Here is a 22161-nt window from a genome sequence, read left to right on the forward strand (position 1 = left end):
CACGGGTTAAACAAACGGTGCCAGCGGATCGGCAATCTCAAACGCTACCGCGCGGTCCGCCTTCGGCGGGTAAATCAGCTCGCTGACAATCGACACCTTCAGCTTTTTCGCTTCTGCGCGCGTCAGTTTCACCTGCTGATCCCATCCTTCGCTATACACCGCACCCCAGGCACCAAGATCCAGGCAGGTGACGTAGTTTTCCTGACGATATGGCAGTGGTGTTATGTTTAACAGGTCTGCCGCGGCGTTATTACCGGCAAATTTACCCAGCAAGATGGCGTGCTGGCAGGTCATCAGCGCATGATTGCCTTTGTCGTCGGTGGCGGCGTAGGCTACATCGCCAGTGGCGTAGATATCATCGTGACCCACAACCTGTAGATTGGCATTGACATGCAGACGGCCCTGGCGATCGCGCGGGGCGTTAATCTGTGCTGTCAGGCTATTAGCCTGAACGCCGACGGTCCAGATAACTGTCTGGGAAGAAATCACCTGTCCATCTTTCAGCGTTACGCCGCAGGCATCAACGCTTTCGACTTCCGCATTGACCAACCATTCAACGCCCAGTTCAGCAGAGGCTTCGATAATCACGTCGCGTAATTCCTGGCTCCAGCGTCCGCCCGGTTGAGCGCCGCGCTCAACTACGACAACTCTGGTCTTAGCATCAGTGCCCAATATTTCGCGCAAACGACCTGGTAATTCCAGCGCCATTTCAATGCCGGTAAAGCCGCCGCCGCAGACCACTACCGTATTGCGAGCCTCACTCTCCGGTTGTAATGCCAGATCGTTAATGTGCTGCTCCAGTACGGCGGCGCTCTCAAGTTGGTCGAGGTCAAACGCGTGCTCGGCGGCACCGGTGACGGCGTCGCGGTTTACGTGACTTCCGCTGGCAAGCACCAGGCGGTCGTAGCGGCGCAGATGAATGTCACCGTTGGCATCTTTCCAGCTCACCTCTTTAGAGTCCGGGAGGATTTGCTCGACGTGACCTTGCAGGAAGTTGACGCCGGTAACGTCAAACAGCGGTTGCAGTGGTGCGACCAGCGTATGAACGGCGCTTTCATAAAAACGTGGGCGGACACGCAGCTCTGGCTGTGGCGCAATTACTGTAATATCAATGGCCTGCTGATGTTTATCCGCCAGTCGTGCGGCGCTTAATGCTGCCCACATACCGGCAAAGCCGGCGCCCACGATCAGAATTTGTTTACGCATTGGAGTTTTCTCACTGGTGACTACGAATTATTTACTCGGATTTTATTTGTCGTAGTTAAGAATTGCAATGCGATCGAGATCCTTTTTGCTTCAAAGGGTGAGGGTTTTTATTATCTATTTGATAAATATGTATTTAAATTTTTATTGTGAAGAGGGGTTACTTTGCTGTCTGGAATGAGTGAAACGAAAAAGCTACAATAAACTCAGATTAATTTTGACTGAGATAAGAGAATGGCATTCTACAGTTCTGGGGTTGAGTACGGCATTCATAGCCTGATGTGTATGGTCGATAGTAAGGGCGACGCGAGGGATATGAGCGTGCGGGAAATTGCCGAACTGCAAAGTGTGCCATATGACTATCTGGCAAAAATTTTCACCCGTCTGTCCAAAGCGGGTCTGGTGCGCAGCATTGAAGGCAAGGGCGGTGGTTTCCAGTTAGCTAAACCTGCTGAACACATCACTGTGCTGGATGTGGTGAATGCTATTGATGGTGATAAGCGCATCTTTGAATGTCGTGAAATTCGCCAGCGGTTGGCGGTATTTGAGGAACATCCACCAGAGTGGGCCTGTGAAGGCATTTGTGGTGTGCGTTCGGTAATGGACATGGCCCAGCAGCGGATGGAAGAAGCGCTCGGTCAGCATACGATTCTGGACTTGGCGCGCAAAATGTACCGCAAAGCGCCGGACACCTTTGTGGTGGAAGTGCAGGAGTGGATAGACGCGCGTAAAGGGTAGCGAGTGAAAATGCCGGATAGGGCAATAGCCGCCATCCGGCACTGAAGGTTATTGCTCGGTGCTCGGCGTATTAATCATGCGGTTCAGCCATGGCACCATAATCGCCATCACCACCGTTACGGCCAGGGTCACCAGACCAATCTTACTGAAGACGTTGGTATAGATAGGCAGCGTTTGCAGCGGGTCGGTGATGTTCTCTGGTACGGCGGTGAATGTCGCGACATAACCCCCCATCAGGAAGGCTGCTGCCTGGGTCAGGAACCACATCCCGAGGATAAAGCCCATCAGGTGTTGTGGCACGAGAGCGGCGACCATAGCCAGCCCCAGGGCGCTAATCAGCAGTTCACCCAGGCTCTGGAACAGATACACCAGCACGATAAACCACGGCGACGTCAGCCCCTGCGCATCGGCAAACCACATTCCGGCTGCAGCGGCGGTCAGGAAACCCAGCGAGCACAGGAACATACCGAGCGTAAACTTCATCGGCATGGTCAGGTCTTTACCTTTGTTGCCCAGGCGGGTATAGATTGCAGCCAGTACCGGACTCGCCAGTACCACCCAGAACGGGTTCAGCGCCTGGAAGCTTACCGGGTTGATGGCGAAACCAAGAATTTCATGGTGCACGTTATTGATAGCAAAGAAGTTCAGCGAAGTTGGCATCTGCGCGTACAGCACGTAGAACACCACCGCTTCCAGCATCAGGATAAAGGCCACGAACATTTTGTTGCGCCCGGTTTTATCCAGTTTGAAGGCCTGACGGAAGAAGATGATCGTCACGGCAATTGACAGGACGATCAGCACCAGGTTGGCAATCTGCACGTTGTGCATCAGCCAGGCGCAGATAAATACCATCACTATCGTTCCAGCCAGCACGCAGAATAGATTACGGAAATTCAGCGGCTTATGGTCCGGCTCTGAACCGATATTCTTCACCATTCCACGGCAGGCAAAGTAGACCAACAGCGCGACAATAAGCCCGGCCCCGCACAGATTATAGGTCACCGCGTAGCCAAACTTATCGGCAATCACCGGTGCCAGCGACAACGACAGCAGTGAACCGATGTTAATCGACATATAAAACAGGGTGAAAGCACCGTCCAGACGGGCGTCTTTCGGTGGATAGCATTTTGACAGCAGGCTTGCCGGGTTGGCTTTAAACAGCCCATTACCGACGGCAATGGTACCCAAAGCAATAAAAATCAGGTCGGGCTTAAGCAGTGACATCCCGGTCATGAAGTAGCCGATCGCCAGCACAATGGCGCCGAGTACCAGCGTGCGCTTGGTACCTAACAGATGGTCGCCGACGTAGCCGCCGATCGAGATCAGGCCGTAGACCAGCGCGGCAAATGCACCAAAGGTGACAAATGCCTGTTCCTGCGAAAAGCCGAGCTGCTTAACAAAAAATACCGCCAGGATGCCCTGAACGCCGTAATAGCCAAATCGTTCCCATAATTCCACAAAGAAGATCATGAAGAACGGACGAGGTTGCTGCAGCAAGCCCGTAGGTGCAGTTTTATTCATATTCCATCGCCTTTCAAAGCCATCCCGAAAAGTATGAACGCGTATGCTTAAACGCGCCGAAAAAGTCTTATTTTGTTATAGACTGCGGTTATTGGCCGCAGGTGTAGAGTATTATAGAGATAGTTTTCGATCCAATTAGTTGATCACACTAATTATGATTTATTTGTTGGATTGATGTACTAATTGTGTCTGAATGATAAAAACAAAAACGCCCGCAAAGGCGGGCGTTTACAGGCTTAACGACTGGTAGCGCGTCGGGTTATCTCCCGACGGCCAGCGTTTTATGCTTCTTCGTCGTCACGCAGCGGAACAATCAACATGTCGACGTGGACAGTGTTGATCAGTTGGCGCGCGGAGGACATTAGCTTGCTCCAGAAATCCTGGTGGTGACCACAAACGACCAGATCCATGTCGTATTTTTTGATGGCATCAACCAGAACCTGACCCAGGTCGCCGCTACCGCTCAGGGTTTCGGTGATAGGGTAGCCTGCGTTGGTGGAAAGCTCGGTTAGCGCGTGGTGGGTTTCTTCAGAAATGCGTTTCTGCATGTCGCCCAGATTCACGTCGATAAGCCCGGTGTACAGGTCGGAATAGTTTACGTCAACGTGGATAAGGGAGACTTTAGCATTGTAAGGCCGCGCCATAGAGACCGCTTTTTCAACCAGAACTTTGCTTTCCGGAGAAAGATCAACCGCGATAAGAATGTGTTTATAAGCCATAGTGTTACTCCTTCCATAAGTTGTCGATGACTAGCCTGCTGGCGTTTACCTGCCGCCGCGTCATCCGCATCCTGCGAACCTTGCGCGCGGGGCTAGCCCAGTCGTAAAAACGTACCATATAAGGACTATCCTTACATTATAGCGACCAGGATAATCCGTCAATCCGCCTTGCTTGCCAAGCAGTTAAACAAATTTTTTAGTTAATTGCATTGATAGCGATTAACCTTCTGGCAAAAAAATTAACTAATCTCCTACACTATCTAGAGAGGCGTTCGGATGCGTGATACTAATACGAACGGTTCGGCTGTACTCTTCACTGAATGGTTTGGCAGGGTATCGGGGAGCGGTAGTCCCGGAAAGGAGTTCCGTGGGCGGGTCGCCGGGGAGGAGGTATGATAAGCACCATTGCATTGTTCTGGGCTTTATGTGTCGTTTGCATTGTTAATATGGCGCGCTATTTTTCTTCGCTACGCGCACTGTTAGTGGTACTTCGTGGTTGCGATCCATTGCTTTACCAGTATGTAGATGGTGGGGGCTTTTTTACCTCGCATGGGCAACCGAACAAGCAGATGCGTCTGGTGTGGTATATCTACGCTCAGCGTTACCGCGATCATCATGATGATGAGTTTATTCGCCGCTGTGAGCGGGTTCGCGGTCAGTTCATCCTCACCAGCGCGCTATGTGGCCTGGTGCTAATCAGCATGGTTGCGCTGATTATCTGGCACTGATGCCAACGACAGATACAAAAAAAGCGGGTCAGAAAACTGACCCGCTTTTTTACCGTGCATTCGCTTAGATAAGCTTCAGAGAGAGCCAGTAAAGCCCGCCGGAAAGAAGAATTGCGGCTGGCAGGGTGAAGACCCAGGCCATCAGAATGCTGGTCACCGTTTTACGCTGTAAACCGCCGCCATCAACAACCATCGTCCCCGCAACGGAAGAAGAGAGAACGTGGGTGGTGGAAACAGGCATACCGGTGTAGCTGGCGAGACCGATAGAGACTGCGGCGGTCATCTGTGCCGACATCCCCTGGGCATAGGTCATGCCTTTCTTACCGATTTTCTCACCAATGGTGGTGGCTACGCGACGCCAGCCGATCATGGTACCAATGCCCAGCGCCAGTGCGACGGCCATAATGATCCAGATAGGCGCATACTCAATGGTGCTCAGCATGTCAGCTTTCAGTTTTTTCAGCAGACGCTGATCGTCAGTGCTTACGCCAGGCAGCTTAACCACTTTATCGGTGGTATCAGAGATGCAGAGCATAATGCGACGCAGCTGACCACGCTGTTCGACGCTTAACTTGTCGTAGGTTTCCAGGTTCGCCAGCATACCTTTCGCACGTTCCAGCGCGTTGATGGTATTCGCCGGGTGGCAATGGAACTCTGTCGTCGTCGCTGGTGCCGCGTCCGTCGGGGACGGAATCAACTGGTCTACGCCTGTAGCCTGTTTAAGCAGGTCAGGACGCTGCTGGAAGAAGACTTCGACGTTATTGATGGCATCACGGGTACGGGTAATCTCGTAACCGGAAGCATTCATATTCACCACGAAGCCCGCAGGCGCTACGCCAATCAGCACCAGCATCACCAGACCAATGCCTTTCTGCCCGTCGTTAGCGCCATGAGAGAACGCCACGCCGATAGCGGAGAGGATCAGTGCAATACGCGTCCAGAACGGCGGCTTTTTCTTACCGTCTTTCTTTTCACGTTCTGCTGGCGTCAGGTGGATACGGGCACGTTTTTTTGTACCGCTCCAGTAGCGACGCAGAATGAAAATAAGACCGCCTGCAACCACCAGACCAACAATTGGCGAGATGATAAGCGAGGCAAAAATACCGATAACTTTCGGAATGTTAAGTGCATCTACCACAGAAGTGCCGGTCATCAGCGCATTGGTTAAACCAATACCGATAATGGCGCCAATTAGCGTGTGGGAGCTGGATGCAGGCAAACCAAAGTACCAGGTACCCAGGTTCCAGATAATTGCCGCCAGCAGCATGGAGAACACCATGGCGAGGCCATGTGACGATCCCATATTGAGCAGCAGATCCGTTGGCAGCATATGCACGATGGCATACGCCACGCTGAGACCGCCCAGCAAAACACCAAAGAAGTTGAACACCGCAGCCATGACCACCGCCAATTGCGAACGCATTGCACGGGTATAGATCACGGTTGCGACAGCATTGGCTGTATCATGGAAGCCGTTAATCGCTTCGTAGAACAGCACAAAAGCCAGAGCAAGCAATAGTAAAAGCCCGGTATGTAAATCCAGGCCAGCAAACAAATGTAGCATAGGACGTTACGCCATTTTGAGGACATGAACGCGGCGCATTATCAGTGACTTTGGCGGCGCGGGCAAAGTGAAATATAGAGTTTTTTTGATTTGTCTCCTGCTTTGTTTTACACCACTAAAGAATTATCCTATATATTTCAGTTAAATACCCTTTATCGGTAGTTTGGTGCTGGTGCGACCACTGAGGAATCTTTACAATTCACACCCGCTTTTTAGAGAGGATCGCAACGTGGAAAGGTTTGATACCGTTATTATAGGCGCTGGCGCAGCGGGTATGTTTTGTGCCGCGCAGGCAGGACAAGCAGGTAGTCGCGTACTGCTGATTGATAATGGTAAAAAGCCGGGGCGTAAGATTCTCATGTCTGGCGGGGGACGCTGCAACTTTACCAATCTTTATGTCGAGCCTGCCGCCTATTTGAGCCAAAACCCCCATTTTTGCAAATCGGCGCTGGCGCGTTACACGCAGTGGGATTTTATCGACCTGGTGGGCAAACACGGTATTGCCTGGCACGAAAAAACGTTGGGTCAGCTGTTCTGCGATGATTCCGCACAGCAAATTGTCGATATGCTGGTGGCCGAGTGTGAAAAAGGTAACGTAACTATGCGGTTACGTAGCGAAGTCCTGAGCGTCGAGCGAGAGGGTGATGATTTCATTCTCGAATTGAACGGGATGACCGTGGGCACGAAAAAGCTGGTTATTGCCTCTGGTGGTCTCTCTATGCCGGGGCTGGGCGCGACGCCGTTTGGTTATAAAATTGCCGAACAGTTCGGTCTGAACGTATTGCCAACGCGCGCAGGACTGGTGCCCTTTACGTTGCATAAGCCACTGCTGGAGCAGCTTCAGGTGCTCTCTGGCGTGTCGGTCTCCTCTGTTATCACCGCCGAGGACGGCACCGTTTTTCGTGAAAATCTGCTCTTTACGCACCGCGGGCTTTCTGGTCCGGCCGTACTGCAGATTTCCAGTTTTTGGCAGCCAGGCGAATTTGTCAGCATTAATTTGTTGCCGGATGTTGACCTTGCGAGCTTCCTCGATGACCAACGCAGCGCCCACCCTAATCAGAGCTTAAAGAATACGCTTGCTATGCAGTTGCCAAAACGGCTGGTGGAATGTTTACAGCAGTTAGGGCAAATCCCGGACGTCTCGCTGAAACAGCTTAATGTGCGTGATCAACAAACGCTGGTTGAGACGCTGACCGATTGGCGGGTGCAGCCGAACGGTACAGAAGGGTATCGTACCGCTGAAGTCACGCTGGGCGGCGTTGATACCAATGAGCTTTCATCGCGCACGATGGAAGCACGTAAAGTGCCGGGACTCTATTTTATCGGCGAAGTTATGGACGTTACCGGCTGGTTGGGAGGCTATAACTTCCAGTGGGCATGGTCGAGTGCCTGGGCGTGCGCGCAAGATTTAGCGCCAGCCTGACTGTGACGCCCGACAACCTGAGCTGCCGGGCGTTATCATTAGTTCAGACCAAGAAAGTGCTGGGCGATTTTAAAGTAGATAATTAACCCGGTACCGTCGATAAGCGTGGCGATAAACGGGGCTGAAACCACGGCGGGATCAATGCCGATACGCTTGAGCACCATGGGGATCACTGATGACACCACGGCGCTCCACAGCGTAATGCAAACCAGCGTCAGGCTGACGATCAGCGTGATTTCCATACCGATGCCCATCATCCACGCGCGCAAGCACCCTGCCAGGCCCAGCGTCAGAGCGATCAGCAGCGAAGTTGAAACTTCTTTGCGGATCACCCGACCCATATCGCGCAGCCGCACTTCTCCCAGCGCCATTGAACGTACCAGCGTCGAAGTGATCTGCGTACCGCTGTTGCCGCCAGTACCAATTAATAGCGGAATAAAAAAGGCCAGGGCAATTGCAGATTCCAGCGCCTCTTCAAAATGCTGAAGCACGCTGCTGGTATAGGCTTCTGCGACAAACAGCAGCAGGAGCCAGACCGAACGCTTTTTCCACAATGTCCACGGACTAATTTCCAGATAGGGTTTTTCCAGCGGTAGCGTGGCGCCCTGAAGCTGAACGTCTTCGGTAACATCATCTTCCTGTAGATGAGCGATCTCTTTTTCCATCAGACAACCGACCAGCTCACCTCTCTCAACGACAGCAACCAGATCGACTTCGCGTTCGGCTAACTCGGCAACGACCTGCGCCCGTTCATCATCAGGCTTTACATGAAATAAACAGCTGTCCGTAAGATGATTGATGTTCAGCGACGTATCTTTTTCCTGCAATAAGCGCTTGATGGATAACACCCCGCGCAGCGCTTTTCCAGCCACAACAAAGACCTGGCCTGGGATGTCATCCGTTGTGAGTTGGGAGACAAAGTACTCGCGAGCGCCGTTCACGCTGAGATGGTCTGGCAGAGTAATAAAATCGGTGCGCATATATTGGGCGATAGCGTCGCCATTGAAATCCGGCATAGGATGATGAGCGGCGCAGAGTGGCATAGATGACATGGTGTAATTCCCTATAAAAATCTCTCATAGGGGCGAACAAGACAGGGTTAGCACAGGCAGATCCCTACGTCCTAGTTTTAGCACTGAACAACGTATCTGTCCGATGGTGAAATCGTCAGAAGTTACCTTGGCAACACCTTGATTCGATGGATGCCTGTATTTCCCTGAGTGGTCTCTCTCGATACCAGCAGGGCGGTAACTTGTATTTGTACAGGAGCCTCGCCATAACGAGATCGGTAAATGAGCCGCTATTATAGGGATGCCTAATCATTGATTAGGTTTATAGTTGCGATTGTTTATCAATCGTTGATATACGAAATATTTCTTGTGCCAGGGCTGAACTGGAAACGACAACCGAATAGACATATTGAATCCAGGTGTTAGTATTCAATAGACAGCAGTTATGAGTATGCGTGTTTCATTTCCGGCCAGGAACGCTGATGATGACAACATTAGTACCCGATTTCGCAGCATTTTCGTCACTCACTTCCTTCGCGGTGTGCGTTGCTATAACGCCTGTCCGCACTCTGGCCATTATTTCTCATTCCTTCTCATCCCGGATGGAATCTCCCGCTGAATAGCTGTTCAGTGGGCTTTGTGACACGCATCGTTTGATAACAGGGATTACGGCGGGTCGGATATGGAAAAGATTAAGCGTCATCTGGTGTGGTGGGGCGCGGGTATTGTGGTGGTGGTTGCTGCAATAGCATGGTGGATGTTGCGTCCTGCGGGGATTCCGGAAGGTTTCGCGGCCAGCAACGGCAGAATAGAAGCTACCGAAGTGGATATTGCCACCAAAATTGCCGGGCGTATCGATACGATCCTCGTATCGGAAGGACAGTTCGTTCGTCAGGGCGAGGTGCTGGCGAAAATGGATACCCGCGTGCTGCAGGAGCAGCGACTGGAAGCTGTCGCGCAAATCAAAGAAGCCGAAAGCGCGGTGGCGGCGGCGCGAGCGCTGTTAGAGCAGCGGCAAAGTGAAATGCGCGCCGCGCAGTCGGTGGTAAAACAGCGCGAGGCGGAACTGCAGTCGGTCTCTAAACGTCACGTTCGCTCCCGTTCGCTATCCCTGCGTGGGGCTGTATCCGAGCAACAGCTGGATGACGACAGGGCCGCGGCTGAAAGCGCTCGCGCGGCACTGGAATCCGCCAAGGCGCAGGTCTCTGCGGCAAAAGCCGCAATTGAAGCCGCACGTACCAGCATCATTCAGACCCAAACCCGTGTAGAAGCCGCGCAGGCCACCGAACGTCGCATTGCCGCTGATATTGATGACAGCGAGCTGAAAGCCCCGCGCGATGGTCGCGTGCAGTACCGTGTCGCCGAACCGGGCGAGGTGCTTTCCGCGGGCGGTCGCGTACTGAATATGGTCGATCTCAGCGATGTCTACATGACGTTCTTCTTACCTACCGAACAGGCTGGTTTATTGAAGATTGGTGGTGAAGCTCGCCTGGTGCTGGATGCCGCGCCGGATCTGCGTATTCCGGCGACCATTAGCTTTGTGGCTAGTGTCGCGCAGTTCACACCGAAAACGGTCGAAACCAGTGATGAACGGCTGAAGCTGATGTTCCGCGTTAAAGCGCGTATCCCGCCAGAGCTGTTGCAGCAGCATCTGGAGTACGTGAAAACCGGTCTGCCGGGCATGGCGTGGGTGCGTGTTGATGAAAATCGCCCCTGGCCTGACGACCTGGTGGTGAGGTTGCCGCAATGACGCATCTGGCGCTGGTTCCCGTTCCTCCCGTGGCGCACCTTGACGGCGTGAGTCAGCATTACGGGAAAACGGTCGCGCTGAACAACATCACGCTGGATATCCCTGCCCGCTGTATGGTGGGGCTTATTGGCCCGGATGGCGTCGGAAAATCGAGCCTGCTGTCGCTCATCTCCGGCGCGCGGGTCATTGAACACGGCAACGTGATGGTGTTGGGCGGCGATATGCGCGACCCAAAACATCGACGGGATGTCTGCCCGCGCATTGCCTGGATGCCGCAGGGGTTAGGGAAAAACCTGTACCATACGCTGTCGGTGTATGAGAACGTCGATTTCTTTGCCCGGCTGTTTGGTCATGATAAAGCGGAACGCGAAGCGCGGATTACCGAGCTGCTGAACAGCACCGGCCTGGCACCGTTTCGCGACCGTCCCGCCGGGAAACTCTCGGGCGGGATGAAGCAAAAACTGGGGCTGTGCTGCGCGTTAATCCACGACCCGGAACTGTTAATTCTCGATGAACCCACCACCGGGGTCGATCCGCTGTCCCGCGCCCAGTTCTGGGATCTAATTAACAGCATTCGCCAGCGGCAGAGCAACATGAGCGTGCTGGTTGCGACCGCTTACATGGAAGAAGCCGAGCGCTTTGACTGGCTGGTAGCGATGAACGCCGGGGAGGTGTTAGCCACCGGGAGCGCCCAGCAGCTACGCGAACAAACCAACAGCAACACGCTGGAGCAGGCGTTTATCGCGCTGCTACCTGAAGCCCAGCGCCAGGCACATAAGCCGGTGGTGATCCCGCCGTATCACGCTGAGCAGGAAGAGATTGCCATTGAGGCGAAAGACCTGACTATGCGCTTCGGTAAGTTTGTCGCCGTTGACCACGTTAACTTTCGTATTCCGCGCGGGGAAATCTTCGGTTTTCTCGGCTCCAACGGCTGCGGTAAATCCACCACCATGAAGATGCTCACCGGTCTGCTACCCGCAAGCGAAGGTGAGGCCTGGTTGTTTGGGCAAGCGGTTGACCCGAAGAATATCGATACCCGCCGCCGGGTGGGCTATATGTCGCAGGCGTTTTCGCTCTACAGCGAGCTGACCGTCCGGCAAAACCTCGAACTACACGCGCGGCTGTTCCATATCCCCGAAGCGGAAATCCCCGGGCGTGTACAAGAGATGAGCGAGCGTTTTTCGCTGACCGATGTCGAAGACGCGTTGCCCGGCGCGCTGCCGTTGGGGATCCGTCAACGCCTGTCGCTGGCGGTGGCGGTGATCCATCGCCCGGAAATGCTCATTCTTGATGAGCCGACCTCCGGGGTCGATCCGGTGGCGAGGGACATGTTCTGGCAACTGATGGTCGATCTGTCGCGGCAGGACAAAGTGACCATTTTTATCTCCACCCACTTTATGAACGAAGCGGAGCGCTGCGACCGGATGTCGCTGATGCACGCCGGAAAAGTGCTGGCCAGCGGCACGCCGCAGGAACTGGTGAAACAGCGTGGCGCTGCCAGTCTGGAAGAGGCGTTTATCTCCTGGTTACAGGAAGCGGCAGGCCCGGCACCGGAAGCTCAGTTACCGCCAGCCAATGTTCCGATAGCGCATGAAAATAGTCAGCCGCCGCGGCAGGGCTTTAGCCTGCGGCGGTTGTTCAGCTACAGCCGCCGTGAAGCGCTGGAACTACGACGCGATCCGGTACGTTCAACGCTGGCGCTGATGGGCACAGTGATCCTGATGCTGATCATGGGCTACGGCATCAGCATGGATGTGGAAAATCTGCGTTTTTCGGTGCTCGATCGTGACCAGACCGTCAGCAGCCAGGCGTGGACGCTGAATCTGGCGGGATCGCGCTATTTTATCGAACAGCCGCCGCTCACCAGTTATGACGAGCTGGACAAACGGATGCGTTCGGGCGAAGTGGCGGTAGCAATAGAGATCCCGCCAAACTTTGGCCGCGATATCGCGCGTGGCACGCCGGTGAAGATTGGCGTCTGGGTCGATGGCGCAATGCCGAGCCGTGCTGAAACGGTCAGAGGCTACGTACAGGCGATGCACCAGACCTGGCTGCAGGACGTGATGGCGCGGCAACCCAATTCCAGTGGGCAAAACGGGCTGATGACCATTGAAACTCGCTATCGTTACAACCCGGATGTAAAGAGTCTGCCGGCGATTGTTCCGGCGGTGATCCCGCTGCTGCTGATGATGATCCCCTCGATGCTCAGCGCCCTCAGCGTAGTGCGTGAGAAAGAGCTGGGGTCGATTATCAACCTGTACGTTACGCCCACGACTCGCAGCGAGTTTTTACTCGGCAAACAGTTGCCGTACATCGTGCTGGGCATGCTGAACTTCCTGCTGCTGTGTGCGCTGTCAGTTTTTGTGTTCGACGTCCCGCATAAGGGGAGTTTTTTAACCCTGACGCTGGCCGCGCTGTTGTACGTCACCATTGCCACCGGGCTGGGTCTGTTAATTTCCACGTTTATGAAAAGCCAGATCGCGGCCATTTTTGGTACGGCGATTATTACGCTGATCCCGGCGACGCAGTTTTCCGGGATGATCGATCCGGTCGCCTCGCTCGAAGGGCCTGGACGCTGGATTGGTGAAATTTACCCGACCAGCCATTTTCTGACCATCGCGCGTGGGACGTTTTCTAAAGCGTTGGATCTGACCGATCTCTGGCAGCTGTTTATTCCGCTGGCGGTAGCCATTCCGGTGGTTATTGGTCTGAGCGTATTACTGCTGAAAAAACAGGAGGGGTGATGCGCCGATTACGCAATATTTATAACCTCGGTATCAAAGAGTTGCGCAGCTTGCTGGGTGACAAAGCGATGCTGACGCTGATCGTCTTTGCCTTCACGATTTCGGTTTATTCTTCCGCGACCGTCCTGCCGGGTTCGCTGCATCTGGCTCCGATTGCTATTGCCGATATGGACCAGTCGCAGTTGTCGAACCGGATTGTGAACAGCTTTTATCGCCCGTGGTTTTTACCGCCGGAGATGATCACCGCTGATGAGATGGATGCCGGACTGGACGCCGGGCGCTACACCTTCGCCGTGAACATTCCACCTGATTTTCAGCGTGATGTGTTGGCCGGTCGGCAGCCGGATATACAGGTTAACGTCGATGCCACGCGGATGAGCCAGGCCTTTACCGGCAACAGCTATATCCAGAATATCATCAGCGGCGAGGTGAACAGCTTTGTGGCGCGTTACCGTGACAACAATGAGCCGCCGGTGGCGTTGGAAATGCGTATGCGCTTTAACCCTAATCTGGAACCTGCCCGCTTTGGCGCGGTGATGGCGATTATCAACAACATCACCATGCTGGCGATCGTGCTTACCGGGTCGGCGCTGATCCGCGAGCGCGAGCACGGGACAATAGAACATCTGCTGGTTATGCCGGTGACGCCGTTTGAGATCATGATGGCAAAAATCTGGTCGATGGGTCTGGTGGTGCTGGTGGTTTCCGGTTTATCGCTGATGCTGATGGTAAAAGGCGTGCTCGGCGTACCCATTGAAGGTTCGATACCACTGTTTATGCTGGGCGTGGCGCTGAGCCTGTTCGCCACCACCTCGATCGGAATTTTTATGGGCACGCTGGCGCGCTCTATGCCGCAACTGGGGTTACTGATGATTCTGGTACTGCTGCCGCTACAGATGCTCTCTGGTGGTTCTACACCGCGTGAAAGCATGCCGCAGGCGGTGCAGGACATAATGCTGACTATGCCAACTACCCATTTTGTCAGCCTCGCGCAGGCGATACTTTACCGCGGCGCTGGGTTTGGCATCGTCTGGCCGCAGTTCCTGACGCTGTTGGCGATTGGCAGCGCGTTCTTCCTGATAGCGCTGCTGCGCTTTAGAAAGACGATTGGCACGATGGCGTAAACATTATTGCCAGGGGGCTTCGCTTGCCTGGCCTACAAACGGTAACGGAGTAGGCCGGATAATGCGTAGCCGCCATCCGGCAACGAAACAGGCAATTACTCTTCTTTCGGCAGGCACTGCAAATGACCGTGGCGCACGCCGCGCTGGGAGATCACGTCATCGGCAAAATGCTGTACATCGCCCATGTCGCCTTTTAGTACGGCGATTTCCAGGCAGTCGTCATGGTTGATGTGCACGTGCAGCGTGGCGACCGATAAATCGTGGTGGTGGTGTTGGGTAGAAACAATGCGGCTCGCCAGGTCACGCTTCTCATGCTCATAAACATACGAAAGCACCGCGAAGCCCTGAGTGCCGTGCTCCTGAGTGGTTTCCTGCGCCAGTGCGCCGCGCAGAATATCGCGGATCGCTTCGGAACGGTTGTTGTAGCCACGGCGCTGACTCAGGCCGTCGAGCGTTTCTAATAAATCGTCATCAAGTGTGATGGTGATACGTTGCATCAGATTTCAACCTTACGATATTGCGCGGCGGCGCACGGGAATGAAAACATTACAGCCTGTGTACGGCGTCGACGGTCAGGGTAAATGGCGTGGGGGTGCAAACCGCCAGGCTCAGAGTATCGATCTGGCACTGGCTGACGGAGAGTGAGGAGGTCAGCGCGGTACTGTCGACGCTGACGATTTGCCAGGCACTGCCGCCGCGCTGTTTCACGATAGCTTCTTTACGCGTCCAGATGCGCCAGAACGCCGCCAGCTGTTGCTCCGGGTGTTCGGCTTCAACTTCAGCGTGTTCCCCAAGACTGAATACCGTATTTGCCAGCGTTTGCCAGTTATCGCGCGGGCGAATAACTTCAATATCGCAGCCGACTTCCCCTTCGTCGCTGAGCAGCAGGACGATGTCATCGCCGCTGTGGCTGAGATTGAACCACAGCGGCGTGTCGGCGGAAAAGGCCGGTTTTCCTTGCTCGCCATAGATGATGTTCGGTAATGGCGAAAGGGCATGGGAAAGCAGCACGCGACCTGCCAGCCAGCGCGCACGGCGAACACCTTGCGGCGCTTGCTCTTTCATCGCGGCAGGCAGTTCGCCAGCGCTTAAAACAGAAACTTTCCCAAGAACGATCCGGTACATATCAGGACTAACCTTTAGTAATAATGGGGTTGTGTACCACTCTTCACATGCTGTTTGCAAGTTTATCCCGGTAATCGACTTTTGGGCCTGCCGGGTCCCAGTAAAATTGCCAGTTTGCTGCCGCCTGTGGTCGTTTCCATCCAGATTTTACACACGCTGGTTAGCGGCACAGAGAGCAGCATGCCTACCGGGCCGAGCAGCCATCCCCATACCAGCAAAGAGAGGAAGACGATAAGCGTCGATAATCCCAGCCGATGCCCCATCATGCGGGGTTCGAGGATATTGCCAATAACCATATGCACCACCAGGAACAGCGCACCAACCAGTACGCATTCGTAAATGCCGTTGAACAGCAGCGCCTGGATCATGGGCGGGACGGCGGAAATGACCGAGCCAATGTTGGGCACGTAGTTTAGCAGGAAGGCCAGCACGCCCCACATCAGAGCAAACTGAATCCCCATCAGCGCCAGACCCAGCCAGATGATGGCACCGGTCCATAAGCTGAGCAACGTTTTCAGTGCCAGATAGTGAGATACGCCCTTGAGCGCCCGATGCAGCCCCGCAATATGGATTTGTGGGTTGTTCAGCGAAAAGCGCAGCTTATAAGGAACATGACGTACCTCAAACAGCATAAAGACGACCGTCATCACCAGCAGAACGACGCTGGCCATGGCGCCGGAAAGACTTGTCATCAGCGTGGTGGTGAAGGTCATTATTTTGTCGGAGTCCATGCGTTGTAGCATGCGCTCCGGGGACATATGCAGATTTAAAAAGGGAACCATCTCTTGCAGATGCAGGACCTTACGTGTCAGCTCCTTGTTGTATTTGGGTAGCATGGCCATGAATTCCGTGATCGAAGATGCGAGGACGCCGATCAGTGCCGTGAGGACGAACAGCATCACCACCACTACGAGCGTAATGGCAACCGGGCGACGTACTCCCCGGCGAATAAACCAGGCGACCGGTGGATTCAATACAATGGCAAAAAAGAGGGCCAGCAGCAGTTGCACAATGATATCCGCCGCGGCATGAATACCGGCGAGGATCACCACCAGAGCAGCCAGTTTGAGTAAAATGTGCAAACCCGTTTTATCGGGCTGAGCGGTTGTCATATTTTCTTCCTGTTTGCGTTTTTGCATTAAGTGTAGCGGCTGGCTTGCGGCTGAGATTCCTAAACTGACTGCTGATTTCTGCGCGGCAACATGGTAGAAATGAAACACTGTTGTGAAAACGTGGTGACCCTCCATGCCCGAACCCGTCGCTGAACCGACGCTGAGCGGTTTACGCCTTAACCTGCGCATTGTCTCTGTGGTGATGTTCAACTTCGCCAGCTATCTGACCATCGGCCTGCCGCTCGCGGTATTGCCGGGCTACGTCCACGATGTGATGGGGTTCAGCGCCTTCTGGGCTGGGTTGGTTATCAGCCTGCAATATTTCGCTACGCTGCTGAGCCGTCCGCATGCAGGTCGCTATGCTGACCTGCTGGGGCCAAAGAAAATTGTGGTATTCGGGCTATGTGGCTGCTTTTTAAGTGGTCTGGGCTATTTGCTGGCAGGATCAACGAACGGCTGGCCGTTGGCTAGTCTGCTGCTGCTGTGTCTGGGGCGGGTGATTCTCGGGATTGGGCAGAGCTTTGCCGGAACTGGCTCTACGCTGTGGGGCGTGGGGGTGGTTGGCTCAATGCACATCGGACGGGTGATTTCCTGGAATGGCATCGTGACCTATGGCGCGATGGCGATAGGCGCGCCGCTGGGCGTTCTGTTTTATGCCTGGGGGGGCTTACAGGGGCTGGCGCTGACCGTGATGGGCGTGGCGCTGGTGGCGATACTGCTGGCGCTCCCTCGTCCTGCGGTGAAGGCCAGCAAAGGCAAACCGTTGCCGTTTCGCGCGGTGCTCGGGCGTGTCTGGTTGTACGGTATGGCGCTGGCCCTGGCCTCCGCTGGATTTGGGGTGATCGCTACGTTTATTACCCTGTTTTATGATGCCAAAGGCTGGGACGGCGCAGCTTTCGCGCTGACGCTTTTTAGCTGCACATTTGTCGGCACTCGACTGTTGTTCCCAAATGGTATCAACCGTTTAGGCGGGCTGAATGTGGCGATGATTTGCTTTAGCGTCGAGATTGTCGGGCTGCTGCTGGTCGGGATGGCTTCCATGCCGTGGATGGCGAAAATCGGCGTTCTGCTGGCTGGGGCTGGGTTCTCACTGGTTTTCCCGGCGCTGGGCGTGGTCGCGGTAAAAGCCGTCCCGCAGCAAAATCAGGGCGCTGCGCTGGCGACCTACACGGTGTTTATGGATTTATCGCTGGGGGTTACCGGGCCGCTGGCCGGGTTGATAATGACGTGGGCGGGCGTGCCGGTTATCTATCTGGCGGCCGCTGGGCTGGTGGCGGTGGCGCTATTGCTGACCTGGCGGCTAAAAAAACGGCCTCAGGTGGTGTCACCGGAGGCCGCGTCATCGTCTTAACCGTTACTGGATAACCAGCGTGTTAATGATGTTTTCTGCGGTAGTCTGCGCTTTTTGCTGATCGTCAGCAGGCAGCGTGATTTGCAGGGTCAGCAGTTGATTGTCCACTTTACCCAGCACTACGGAAGAGTAAGCGGTCTGGCCTTTGGCTGAGATGATGCTGTCTAACTGCTGCAGCGTGTGGCCTTTCAGCTCAATAGATTTATTGGTGACGACCTGCAGTTGTGGGTCGCGGCTACGCTGCTGATCTTCCAGACGTTTTGCCAGCACGGCCAGGTCTTCGTTGGTGTTGTCGCCAACAATCACAATCACCGCTTTCTGGCCGGTTGCGTCAGAATAGACGTGCATATTGTTCGCCTGGGTGCCCAGCTTGCCGCTCTGATCGGTCATATCCGCTGGCAGGGAAAAACTGAGTTTGCCGTCCAGCAGGCTGACCGGTTGTCCGCTGGCGCTACTTTCTGCGGCAGCACCCTCGGCTGGCGCTTTTGTATCGCTATTATCACAGGCTGCAAGCCCCATAACCAGCAGGCCAATACCGACATATTTAACCAGATTGCGCATTGACTTCTTCCTTTCGATAAACGGCCATAACGGCTCATTCGTCCATCTTATCACAACTCGGAAAATGAACCTTTAACTCGTCTGCAATGCAGCGATTTCGGATTTATCTGCCAGCCTTTTCAGCAACATATTCAGCAGCACGCCGTACATTGGCAGGAAGAAAATAATGCTGATCAGCACCTTGAAACAGTAATCGACCAGCGCGATTTCCATCCAGTGCTCGGCCATGAAGGCATCCGGACTACGCCAGAAAGCGATAAAGAAGAAGGCCAACGTATCGCTGATATTGCCAAATAGTGTGGACGCTGTCGGTGCCAGCCACCAACGACGGTTCTGGCGCAGGCGGTTAAAGACATGCACATCCAGAATTTGTCCCAGCGCGTAAGCCATAAAGCTGGCGGCGGCGATACGGGCAACAAACAGGTTAAAGTGCAGCAGTGCGCCAAATCCCTGCCACGATCCCATATAAAACAGGGACGAAACGACATAGGAGATCAGCAACGCGGGGATCATCACCGCAAAGATGATACGTCGAGCCAGCGGCGCGCCAAAAATACGCACGGTCAGGTCGGTCGCGAGGAAAATAAACGGAAAGCTAAACGCGCCCCATGTGGTATGGAAACCAAAAATGGAGATTGGAAGCTGCACCAGATAGTTGCTGGAGGTGATCACCAGCAGATGAAATAGCGATAGCCAGAACAACGCTTTTACGCGCTGAGTTTGTGTAAACGGAGTCATATTGTGACCTTTTTGTTGGATGGGGTGAGGGAACCCAATAAAAAACCGTCGCATGATACTGCTTTAAGAGCACATTGCAATGGTTGTTTTTCACGCAATCGTTAACCTGATTGGCTTACGCCACAACAGAGCGTAAAATAACGCCGTTTTTGTATGAATGAGACGACGATGAGCGACCTGTTTACTTCCCCCGACCATACTCTTGATGCCCAGGGACTGCGCTGCCCGGAACCGGTGATGATGGTGCGTAAAACCGTACGTGGCATGCAGGCCGGTGAAACACTGCTGATTGTCGCCGACGATCCGGCAACAACCCGCGATATTCCTGGCTTCTGTACCTTTATGGAGCATGAGCTGGTGGCCAAAGAGACCGACTCGCTGCCGTACCGCTATCTGCTGCGTAAAGGTCACTAGTTTTGTTTGCCGGATGGCGCTAACGCTTATCCGGCCTACAAAGAACGTGTAACCCGTAGGCTGGATAAGGCCACGCCGTCATCCGGCAAAAAACTATCCTTTACGTAACAACCGCAGCGCGTTAGCGGTCACCAGTACCGTTGCCCCCGTATCGGCCAGCACTGCCAGCCACAATCCGGTTATCCCGAGCAGCGTGGTGACGAGGAAAATCCCCTTCAGGCCCAGCGCAATCGCAATGTTCTGGCGAATATTGGCATGGGTGGCCCGCGCCAATTGAATCATTTGCACCAGACCGCGCAGGCGGTTGTGGGTCAGGGCGGCATCGGCGGTTTCCAGCGCGACGTCGGTCCCGCTTCCCATCGCAATGCCGATGGTAGCCGCTTTCATTGCCGGAGCGTCGTTGATACCGTCGCCAACCATCGCCAGCGGCGATTGTCGGTTGAGATGGGTAACGGCCTGCACCTTATCTTCCGGCAAGAGTCCTGCTTTAAATTCGAGACCCAGTTCACTGGCAATGGCGGCCGCCGCACGCGGGTTATCACCGGTCAGGATCACGCCTTTCACGCCAATCTGATCAAGCTCGGCGATAGCGCTGCGAGCGTCGTCGCGCAGCGTGTCCTGTAGGGCCAGCACGCCGAGTACAGTATCGTTACGCAGCACCAGCACCACCGTTTGGCCCGCGCTTTCCAGCTCGCTTATCTGCCCGGCAAAGGCATCAGCAGGCTGCTTACCGGCGGCGCAAATCAGCACGCGTTCGCCGTTGACCAGCGCTTCAATTCCAGAGCCAACCAGAGCCCGTTGCTCTCTTGCGACAGGAATAGTCAGTTCGCGTGTTTGTGCTTCCCGGACAATCGCTTGTGCCAGCGGGTGTGTCGCACCTTGCTCTACCGCTGCCGCCAGCGCCAGCAGTTCAGCTTCGCCAATACCACTCGCCGGGTGAATCGCAGTGACGCGCGGTTTACCCACGGTCAGAGTGCCGGTTTTATCAAACGCCACCTGCGTGACTCTACCCAACTGTTCCAGCGCGGCCCCGCCTTTGATTAACGCCCCACGACGCGCCGCGGCGGCAAGACCAGAGGTAATGGCTGCGGGGGTTGAAATCACCAGTGCGCAAGGACAGCCAATCAACAGCAGCGTCAGTCCTTTATAAATCCACTCCTGCCAGGATGCGGCAAACAGCAGCGGCGGTACGAGGGTGACCAGCAGCGCAACCGCCATAATGGCTGGAGTGTAAATTCGACTGAAACGGTCAATAAAGCGCTCAATGGGGGCGCGACGTTCTTCCGCTTCTTCAATCAGCTTCAGAATACGATCAATGGCGCTGGCGCCCGGTTCGGAGAGCACTTCCAGTGTAACCAGACGGTCCACGCTGGTGGCACCTGCCGGGACTTTCTCGCCGGTGGCGCGTTCAACCGGGATCGATTCGCCGGTCAGGGCGCTTTCATCAAAACTGGCAAACCCGGAGACCAGTTTGCCGTCGGCAGGTAAACGCCCACCCGCGGCAACTTCAATAACATCGCCAGGGCGGAGGCTATTAATAGCCACCTCTTCGCGCTCGCCGTTACGCAGGCGCGTGGCGGTTTCCGGTTTGAGCGCCATCAGTGCGCTGACCCCTTTACGGGCCCGGCTGGCGGCCCATCCTTCCAGGCGTTCGCCAATTAAAAACAGCAGCAGCACCATGGCGGCTTCCGCCGTCGCGCCGATAAACAGTGCGCCGATGGCGGCCACGCTCATCAACGTTTCAATGGCAAAGTAGCTGCCGGTTTCCATCAGACGCAGGGCCTGACGGGCAATGGGATACAGACCGACCAGCGTGGTGGCGATAAACGCTATCTGACCGATGGGATGATTGAACTGCTCCAGCCCCCAGCTAATCGCCATCATGATAATCAGCGAAATCAGCGGTAGGTTTTCTTTAAAACGTGACTCGCGGGCGGCGTCCGTCGCGTGCTCATCGCGCAGGGTATAACCTGCTTTTTGCACCGCGTTTTCAACTTGCTGGCGGATATCGGAACCGGCATCGACCACCAGTTTTTCAGTGGCGAACAGAACCTGGACCTGGTTGACGTCGCTGACCTGGCGGACCGCATTTTCTACTTTGCGGGCGCAGGCTGCACAGTCCATGCCCGCCACTTTCCAGGAATAGCGGGTACCTAGTACGGTATCGGATACGGGCGGTGTAGTGGAGCAGCTTCCTTCGCAGCAGCAGTCATCCGCCTTTTGTGGCGCAGGCGCTGGCTTGAAAGAAGAAAATTGTGGGGCCTTTTTGCCATTGGTATCAGGTGTCGACATGGCATCCTCCGGTTGATAATCATTTCGTATTAACCGGAGGATAC

Annotated in this window: 19 protein-coding genes and 1 riboswitch; of the genes, 8 read left to right on the plus strand and 11 right to left on the minus strand. The window is 54.7% G+C overall.

Going from position 1 to position 22161, the window contains the following annotated elements; all coding sequences use genetic code 11:
• Window positions 1-6: 6 nt before the first annotated feature.
• Entirely contained in the window at window positions 7-1206 is a 1200-nt protein-coding gene (locus GUC46_RS01145) for an NAD(P)/FAD-dependent oxidoreductase (protein ID WP_130715258.1), read from the minus strand.
• Between the two features lie 231 nt (window positions 1207-1437).
• Between GUC46_RS01145 and GUC46_RS01150 the strand changes: the two genes are divergently transcribed.
• Entirely contained in the window at window positions 1438-1941 is a 504-nt protein-coding gene (locus GUC46_RS01150; RefSeq protein WP_003023361.1) for an Rrf2 family transcriptional regulator, read from the plus strand.
• 48 nt (window positions 1942-1989) lie between these two features.
• Here the strand turns inward: GUC46_RS01150 and dtpB are convergent, their stop codons facing one another.
• Window positions 1990-3462 (minus strand): dipeptide/tripeptide permease DtpB, encoded by a 1473-nt coding sequence (gene dtpB / locus GUC46_RS01155; RefSeq protein WP_044702793.1) that lies wholly within the window; start codon window positions 3460-3462, stop codon window positions 1990-1992.
• A 281-nt stretch (window positions 3463-3743) separates the two neighbouring features.
• The gene (gene uspA, locus GUC46_RS01160) at window positions 3744-4181 is read right to left on the minus strand and encodes a universal stress protein UspA (protein ID WP_003023368.1); all 438 of its coding nucleotides are present in this window, start codon (window positions 4179-4181) and stop codon (window positions 3744-3746) included.
• Between the two features lie 392 nt (window positions 4182-4573).
• Here uspA and uspB point away from each other — a divergent pair, with 392 nt between their 5' ends.
• Window positions 4574-4909, plus strand: a complete 336-nt coding sequence (gene uspB, locus GUC46_RS01165) for a universal stress protein UspB (protein WP_003023371.1) — start codon at window positions 4574-4576, stop codon at window positions 4907-4909.
• 64 nt (window positions 4910-4973) lie between these two features.
• Here the strand turns inward: uspB and pitA are convergent, their stop codons facing one another.
• On the minus strand, window positions 4974-6473 hold the full coding sequence (gene pitA, locus GUC46_RS01170) for an inorganic phosphate transporter PitA (RefSeq protein WP_003023373.1): 1500 nt from the start codon (window positions 6471-6473) through the stop codon (window positions 4974-4976).
• A gap of 229 nt (window positions 6474-6702) precedes the next feature.
• On the opposite strand from pitA, the gene GUC46_RS01175 reads away from it, so the two are divergent.
• Window positions 6703-7896, plus strand: a complete 1194-nt coding sequence (locus tag GUC46_RS01175) for an NAD(P)/FAD-dependent oxidoreductase (protein ID WP_057101814.1) — start codon at window positions 6703-6705, stop codon at window positions 7894-7896.
• Between the two features lie 38 nt (window positions 7897-7934).
• On the opposite strand, the gene GUC46_RS01180 is transcribed toward GUC46_RS01175, so the two are convergent.
• On the minus strand, window positions 7935-8948 hold the full coding sequence (locus GUC46_RS01180; RefSeq protein ID WP_003837796.1) for a magnesium transporter: 1014 nt from the start codon (window positions 8946-8948) through the stop codon (window positions 7935-7937).
• 55 nt (window positions 8949-9003) lie between these two features.
• Window positions 9004-9187, minus strand: a riboswitch (M-box (ykoK) riboswitch).
• A gap of 401 nt (window positions 9188-9588) precedes the next feature.
• Here GUC46_RS01180 and GUC46_RS01185 point away from each other — a divergent pair.
• The 3 genes from GUC46_RS01185 to GUC46_RS01195 are packed head-to-tail and all read left to right on the plus strand — an operon-like array spanning window position 9589 to window position 14524.
• Window positions 9589-10656: an HlyD family secretion protein gene (locus tag GUC46_RS01185; protein ID WP_160179665.1), complete on the plus strand. Its 1068-nt coding sequence runs from the start codon at window positions 9589-9591 to the stop codon at window positions 10654-10656.
• Window positions 10653-13400 (plus strand): ribosome-associated ATPase/putative transporter RbbA, encoded by a 2748-nt coding sequence (gene rbbA, locus GUC46_RS01190; protein WP_130715257.1) that lies wholly within the window; start codon window positions 10653-10655, stop codon window positions 13398-13400. The genes GUC46_RS01185 and rbbA overlap by 4 nt, the downstream gene beginning before the upstream one ends.
• A complete protein-coding gene (locus tag GUC46_RS01195) occupies window positions 13400-14524 on the plus strand; it encodes an ABC transporter permease (RefSeq protein ID WP_003837801.1) in 1125 nt (374 codons plus the stop codon). Before rbbA ends, GUC46_RS01195 begins: the two co-directional genes overlap by 1 nt.
• A 95-nt stretch (window positions 14525-14619) precedes the next feature.
• Here GUC46_RS01195 and nikR read toward each other — a convergent pair whose 3' ends face one another.
• From nikR to GUC46_RS01210, 3 genes are all read right to left on the minus strand, one after another.
• A complete protein-coding gene (gene nikR / locus GUC46_RS01200; RefSeq protein ID WP_003023387.1) occupies window positions 14620-15021 on the minus strand; it encodes a nickel-responsive transcriptional regulator NikR in 402 nt (133 codons plus the stop codon).
• 49 nt (window positions 15022-15070) lie between these two features.
• A complete protein-coding gene (gene acpT / locus GUC46_RS01205; protein ID WP_130715256.1) occupies window positions 15071-15649 on the minus strand; it encodes a 4'-phosphopantetheinyl transferase AcpT in 579 nt (192 codons plus the stop codon).
• A gap of 62 nt (window positions 15650-15711) precedes the next feature.
• Entirely contained in the window at window positions 15712-16761 is a 1050-nt protein-coding gene (locus tag GUC46_RS01210; protein ID WP_160179668.1) for an AI-2E family transporter, read from the minus strand.
• A 133-nt stretch (window positions 16762-16894) separates the two neighbouring features.
• Between GUC46_RS01210 and GUC46_RS01215 the strand changes: the two genes are divergently transcribed.
• On the plus strand, window positions 16895-18112 hold the full coding sequence (locus GUC46_RS01215; RefSeq protein WP_016151126.1) for an MFS transporter: 1218 nt from the start codon (window positions 16895-16897) through the stop codon (window positions 18110-18112).
• 3 nt (window positions 18113-18115) lie between these two features.
• Here the strand turns inward: GUC46_RS01215 and GUC46_RS01220 are convergent, their stop codons facing one another.
• A complete protein-coding gene (locus GUC46_RS01220) occupies window positions 18116-18673 on the minus strand; it encodes a DcrB family lipoprotein (RefSeq protein ID WP_003837816.1) in 558 nt (185 codons plus the stop codon).
• 72 nt (window positions 18674-18745) lie between these two features.
• Complete coding sequence (locus tag GUC46_RS01225) at window positions 18746-19411, minus strand: 7-cyano-7-deazaguanine/7-aminomethyl-7-deazaguanine transporter (RefSeq protein ID WP_003837818.1); 666 nt, start codon at window positions 19409-19411, stop codon at window positions 18746-18748.
• A 168-nt stretch (window positions 19412-19579) separates the two neighbouring features.
• Between GUC46_RS01225 and tusA the strand changes: the two genes are divergently transcribed.
• Window positions 19580-19825 (plus strand): sulfurtransferase TusA, encoded by a 246-nt coding sequence (gene tusA, locus GUC46_RS01230; protein WP_003023404.1) that lies wholly within the window; start codon window positions 19580-19582, stop codon window positions 19823-19825.
• 93 nt (window positions 19826-19918) lie between these two features.
• Here tusA and zntA read toward each other — a convergent pair whose 3' ends face one another.
• Window positions 19919-22117 carry a Zn(II)/Cd(II)/Pb(II) translocating P-type ATPase ZntA gene (zntA, locus tag GUC46_RS01235; RefSeq protein ID WP_160179670.1) on the minus strand — a complete coding sequence of 733 codons (2199 nt, stop codon included), beginning with the start codon at window positions 22115-22117 and terminating at the stop codon, window positions 19919-19921.
• Window positions 22118-22161 lie beyond the last annotated feature (44 nt).

Origin of the sequence: Citrobacter sp. LUTT5 (genome assembly GCF_009905315.1) — a bacterium.
Classification (GTDB): domain Bacteria; phylum Pseudomonadota; class Gammaproteobacteria; order Enterobacterales; family Enterobacteriaceae; genus Citrobacter; species Citrobacter freundii.

What these genes read in the sequence shown, in the direction of transcription:
- GUC46_RS01145 (WP_130715258.1), bottom strand. Translation starts at nt 1,206, where the DNA reads ATGCGTAAACAAATTCTGATCGTGGGCGCCGGCTTTGCCGGTATGTGG.
- GUC46_RS01150 (WP_003023361.1), top strand. Translation starts at nt 1,438, where the DNA reads ATGGCATTCTACAGTTCTGGGGTTGAGTACGGCATTCATAGCCTGATG.
- dtpB (WP_044702793.1), bottom strand. Translation starts at nt 3,462, where the DNA reads ATGAATAAAACTGCACCTACGGGCTTGCTGCAGCAACCTCGTCCGTTC.
- uspA (WP_003023368.1), bottom strand. Translation starts at nt 4,181, where the DNA reads ATGGCTTATAAACACATTCTTATCGCGGTTGATCTTTCTCCGGAAAGC.
- uspB (WP_003023371.1), top strand. Translation starts at nt 4,574, where the DNA reads ATGATAAGCACCATTGCATTGTTCTGGGCTTTATGTGTCGTTTGCATT.
- pitA (WP_003023373.1), bottom strand. Translation starts at nt 6,473, where the DNA reads ATGCTACATTTGTTTGCTGGCCTGGATTTACATACCGGGCTTTTACTA.
- GUC46_RS01180 (WP_003837796.1), bottom strand. Translation starts at nt 8,948, where the DNA reads ATGTCATCTATGCCACTCTGCGCCGCTCATCATCCTATGCCGGATTTC.
- GUC46_RS01185 (WP_160179665.1), top strand. Translation starts at nt 9,589, where the DNA reads ATGGAAAAGATTAAGCGTCATCTGGTGTGGTGGGGCGCGGGTATTGTG.
- rbbA (WP_130715257.1), top strand. Translation starts at nt 10,653, where the DNA reads ATGACGCATCTGGCGCTGGTTCCCGTTCCTCCCGTGGCGCACCTTGAC.
- GUC46_RS01195 (WP_003837801.1), top strand. Translation starts at nt 13,400, where the DNA reads ATGCGCCGATTACGCAATATTTATAACCTCGGTATCAAAGAGTTGCGC.
- nikR (WP_003023387.1), bottom strand. Translation starts at nt 15,021, where the DNA reads ATGCAACGTATCACCATCACACTTGATGACGATTTATTAGAAACGCTC.
- acpT (WP_130715256.1), bottom strand. Translation starts at nt 15,649, where the DNA reads ATGTACCGGATCGTTCTTGGGAAAGTTTCTGTTTTAAGCGCTGGCGAA.
- GUC46_RS01210 (WP_160179668.1), bottom strand. Translation starts at nt 16,761, where the DNA reads ATGACAACCGCTCAGCCCGATAAAACGGGTTTGCACATTTTACTCAAA.
- GUC46_RS01215 (WP_016151126.1), top strand. Translation starts at nt 16,895, where the DNA reads ATGCCCGAACCCGTCGCTGAACCGACGCTGAGCGGTTTACGCCTTAAC.
- GUC46_RS01220 (WP_003837816.1), bottom strand. Translation starts at nt 18,673, where the DNA reads ATGCGCAATCTGGTTAAATATGTCGGTATTGGCCTGCTGGTTATGGGG.
- GUC46_RS01225 (WP_003837818.1), bottom strand. Translation starts at nt 19,411, where the DNA reads ATGACTCCGTTTACACAAACTCAGCGCGTAAAAGCGTTGTTCTGGCTA.
- tusA (WP_003023404.1), top strand. Translation starts at nt 19,580, where the DNA reads ATGAGCGACCTGTTTACTTCCCCCGACCATACTCTTGATGCCCAGGGA.
- zntA (WP_160179670.1), bottom strand. Translation starts at nt 22,117, where the DNA reads ATGTCGACACCTGATACCAATGGCAAAAAGGCCCCACAATTTTCTTCT.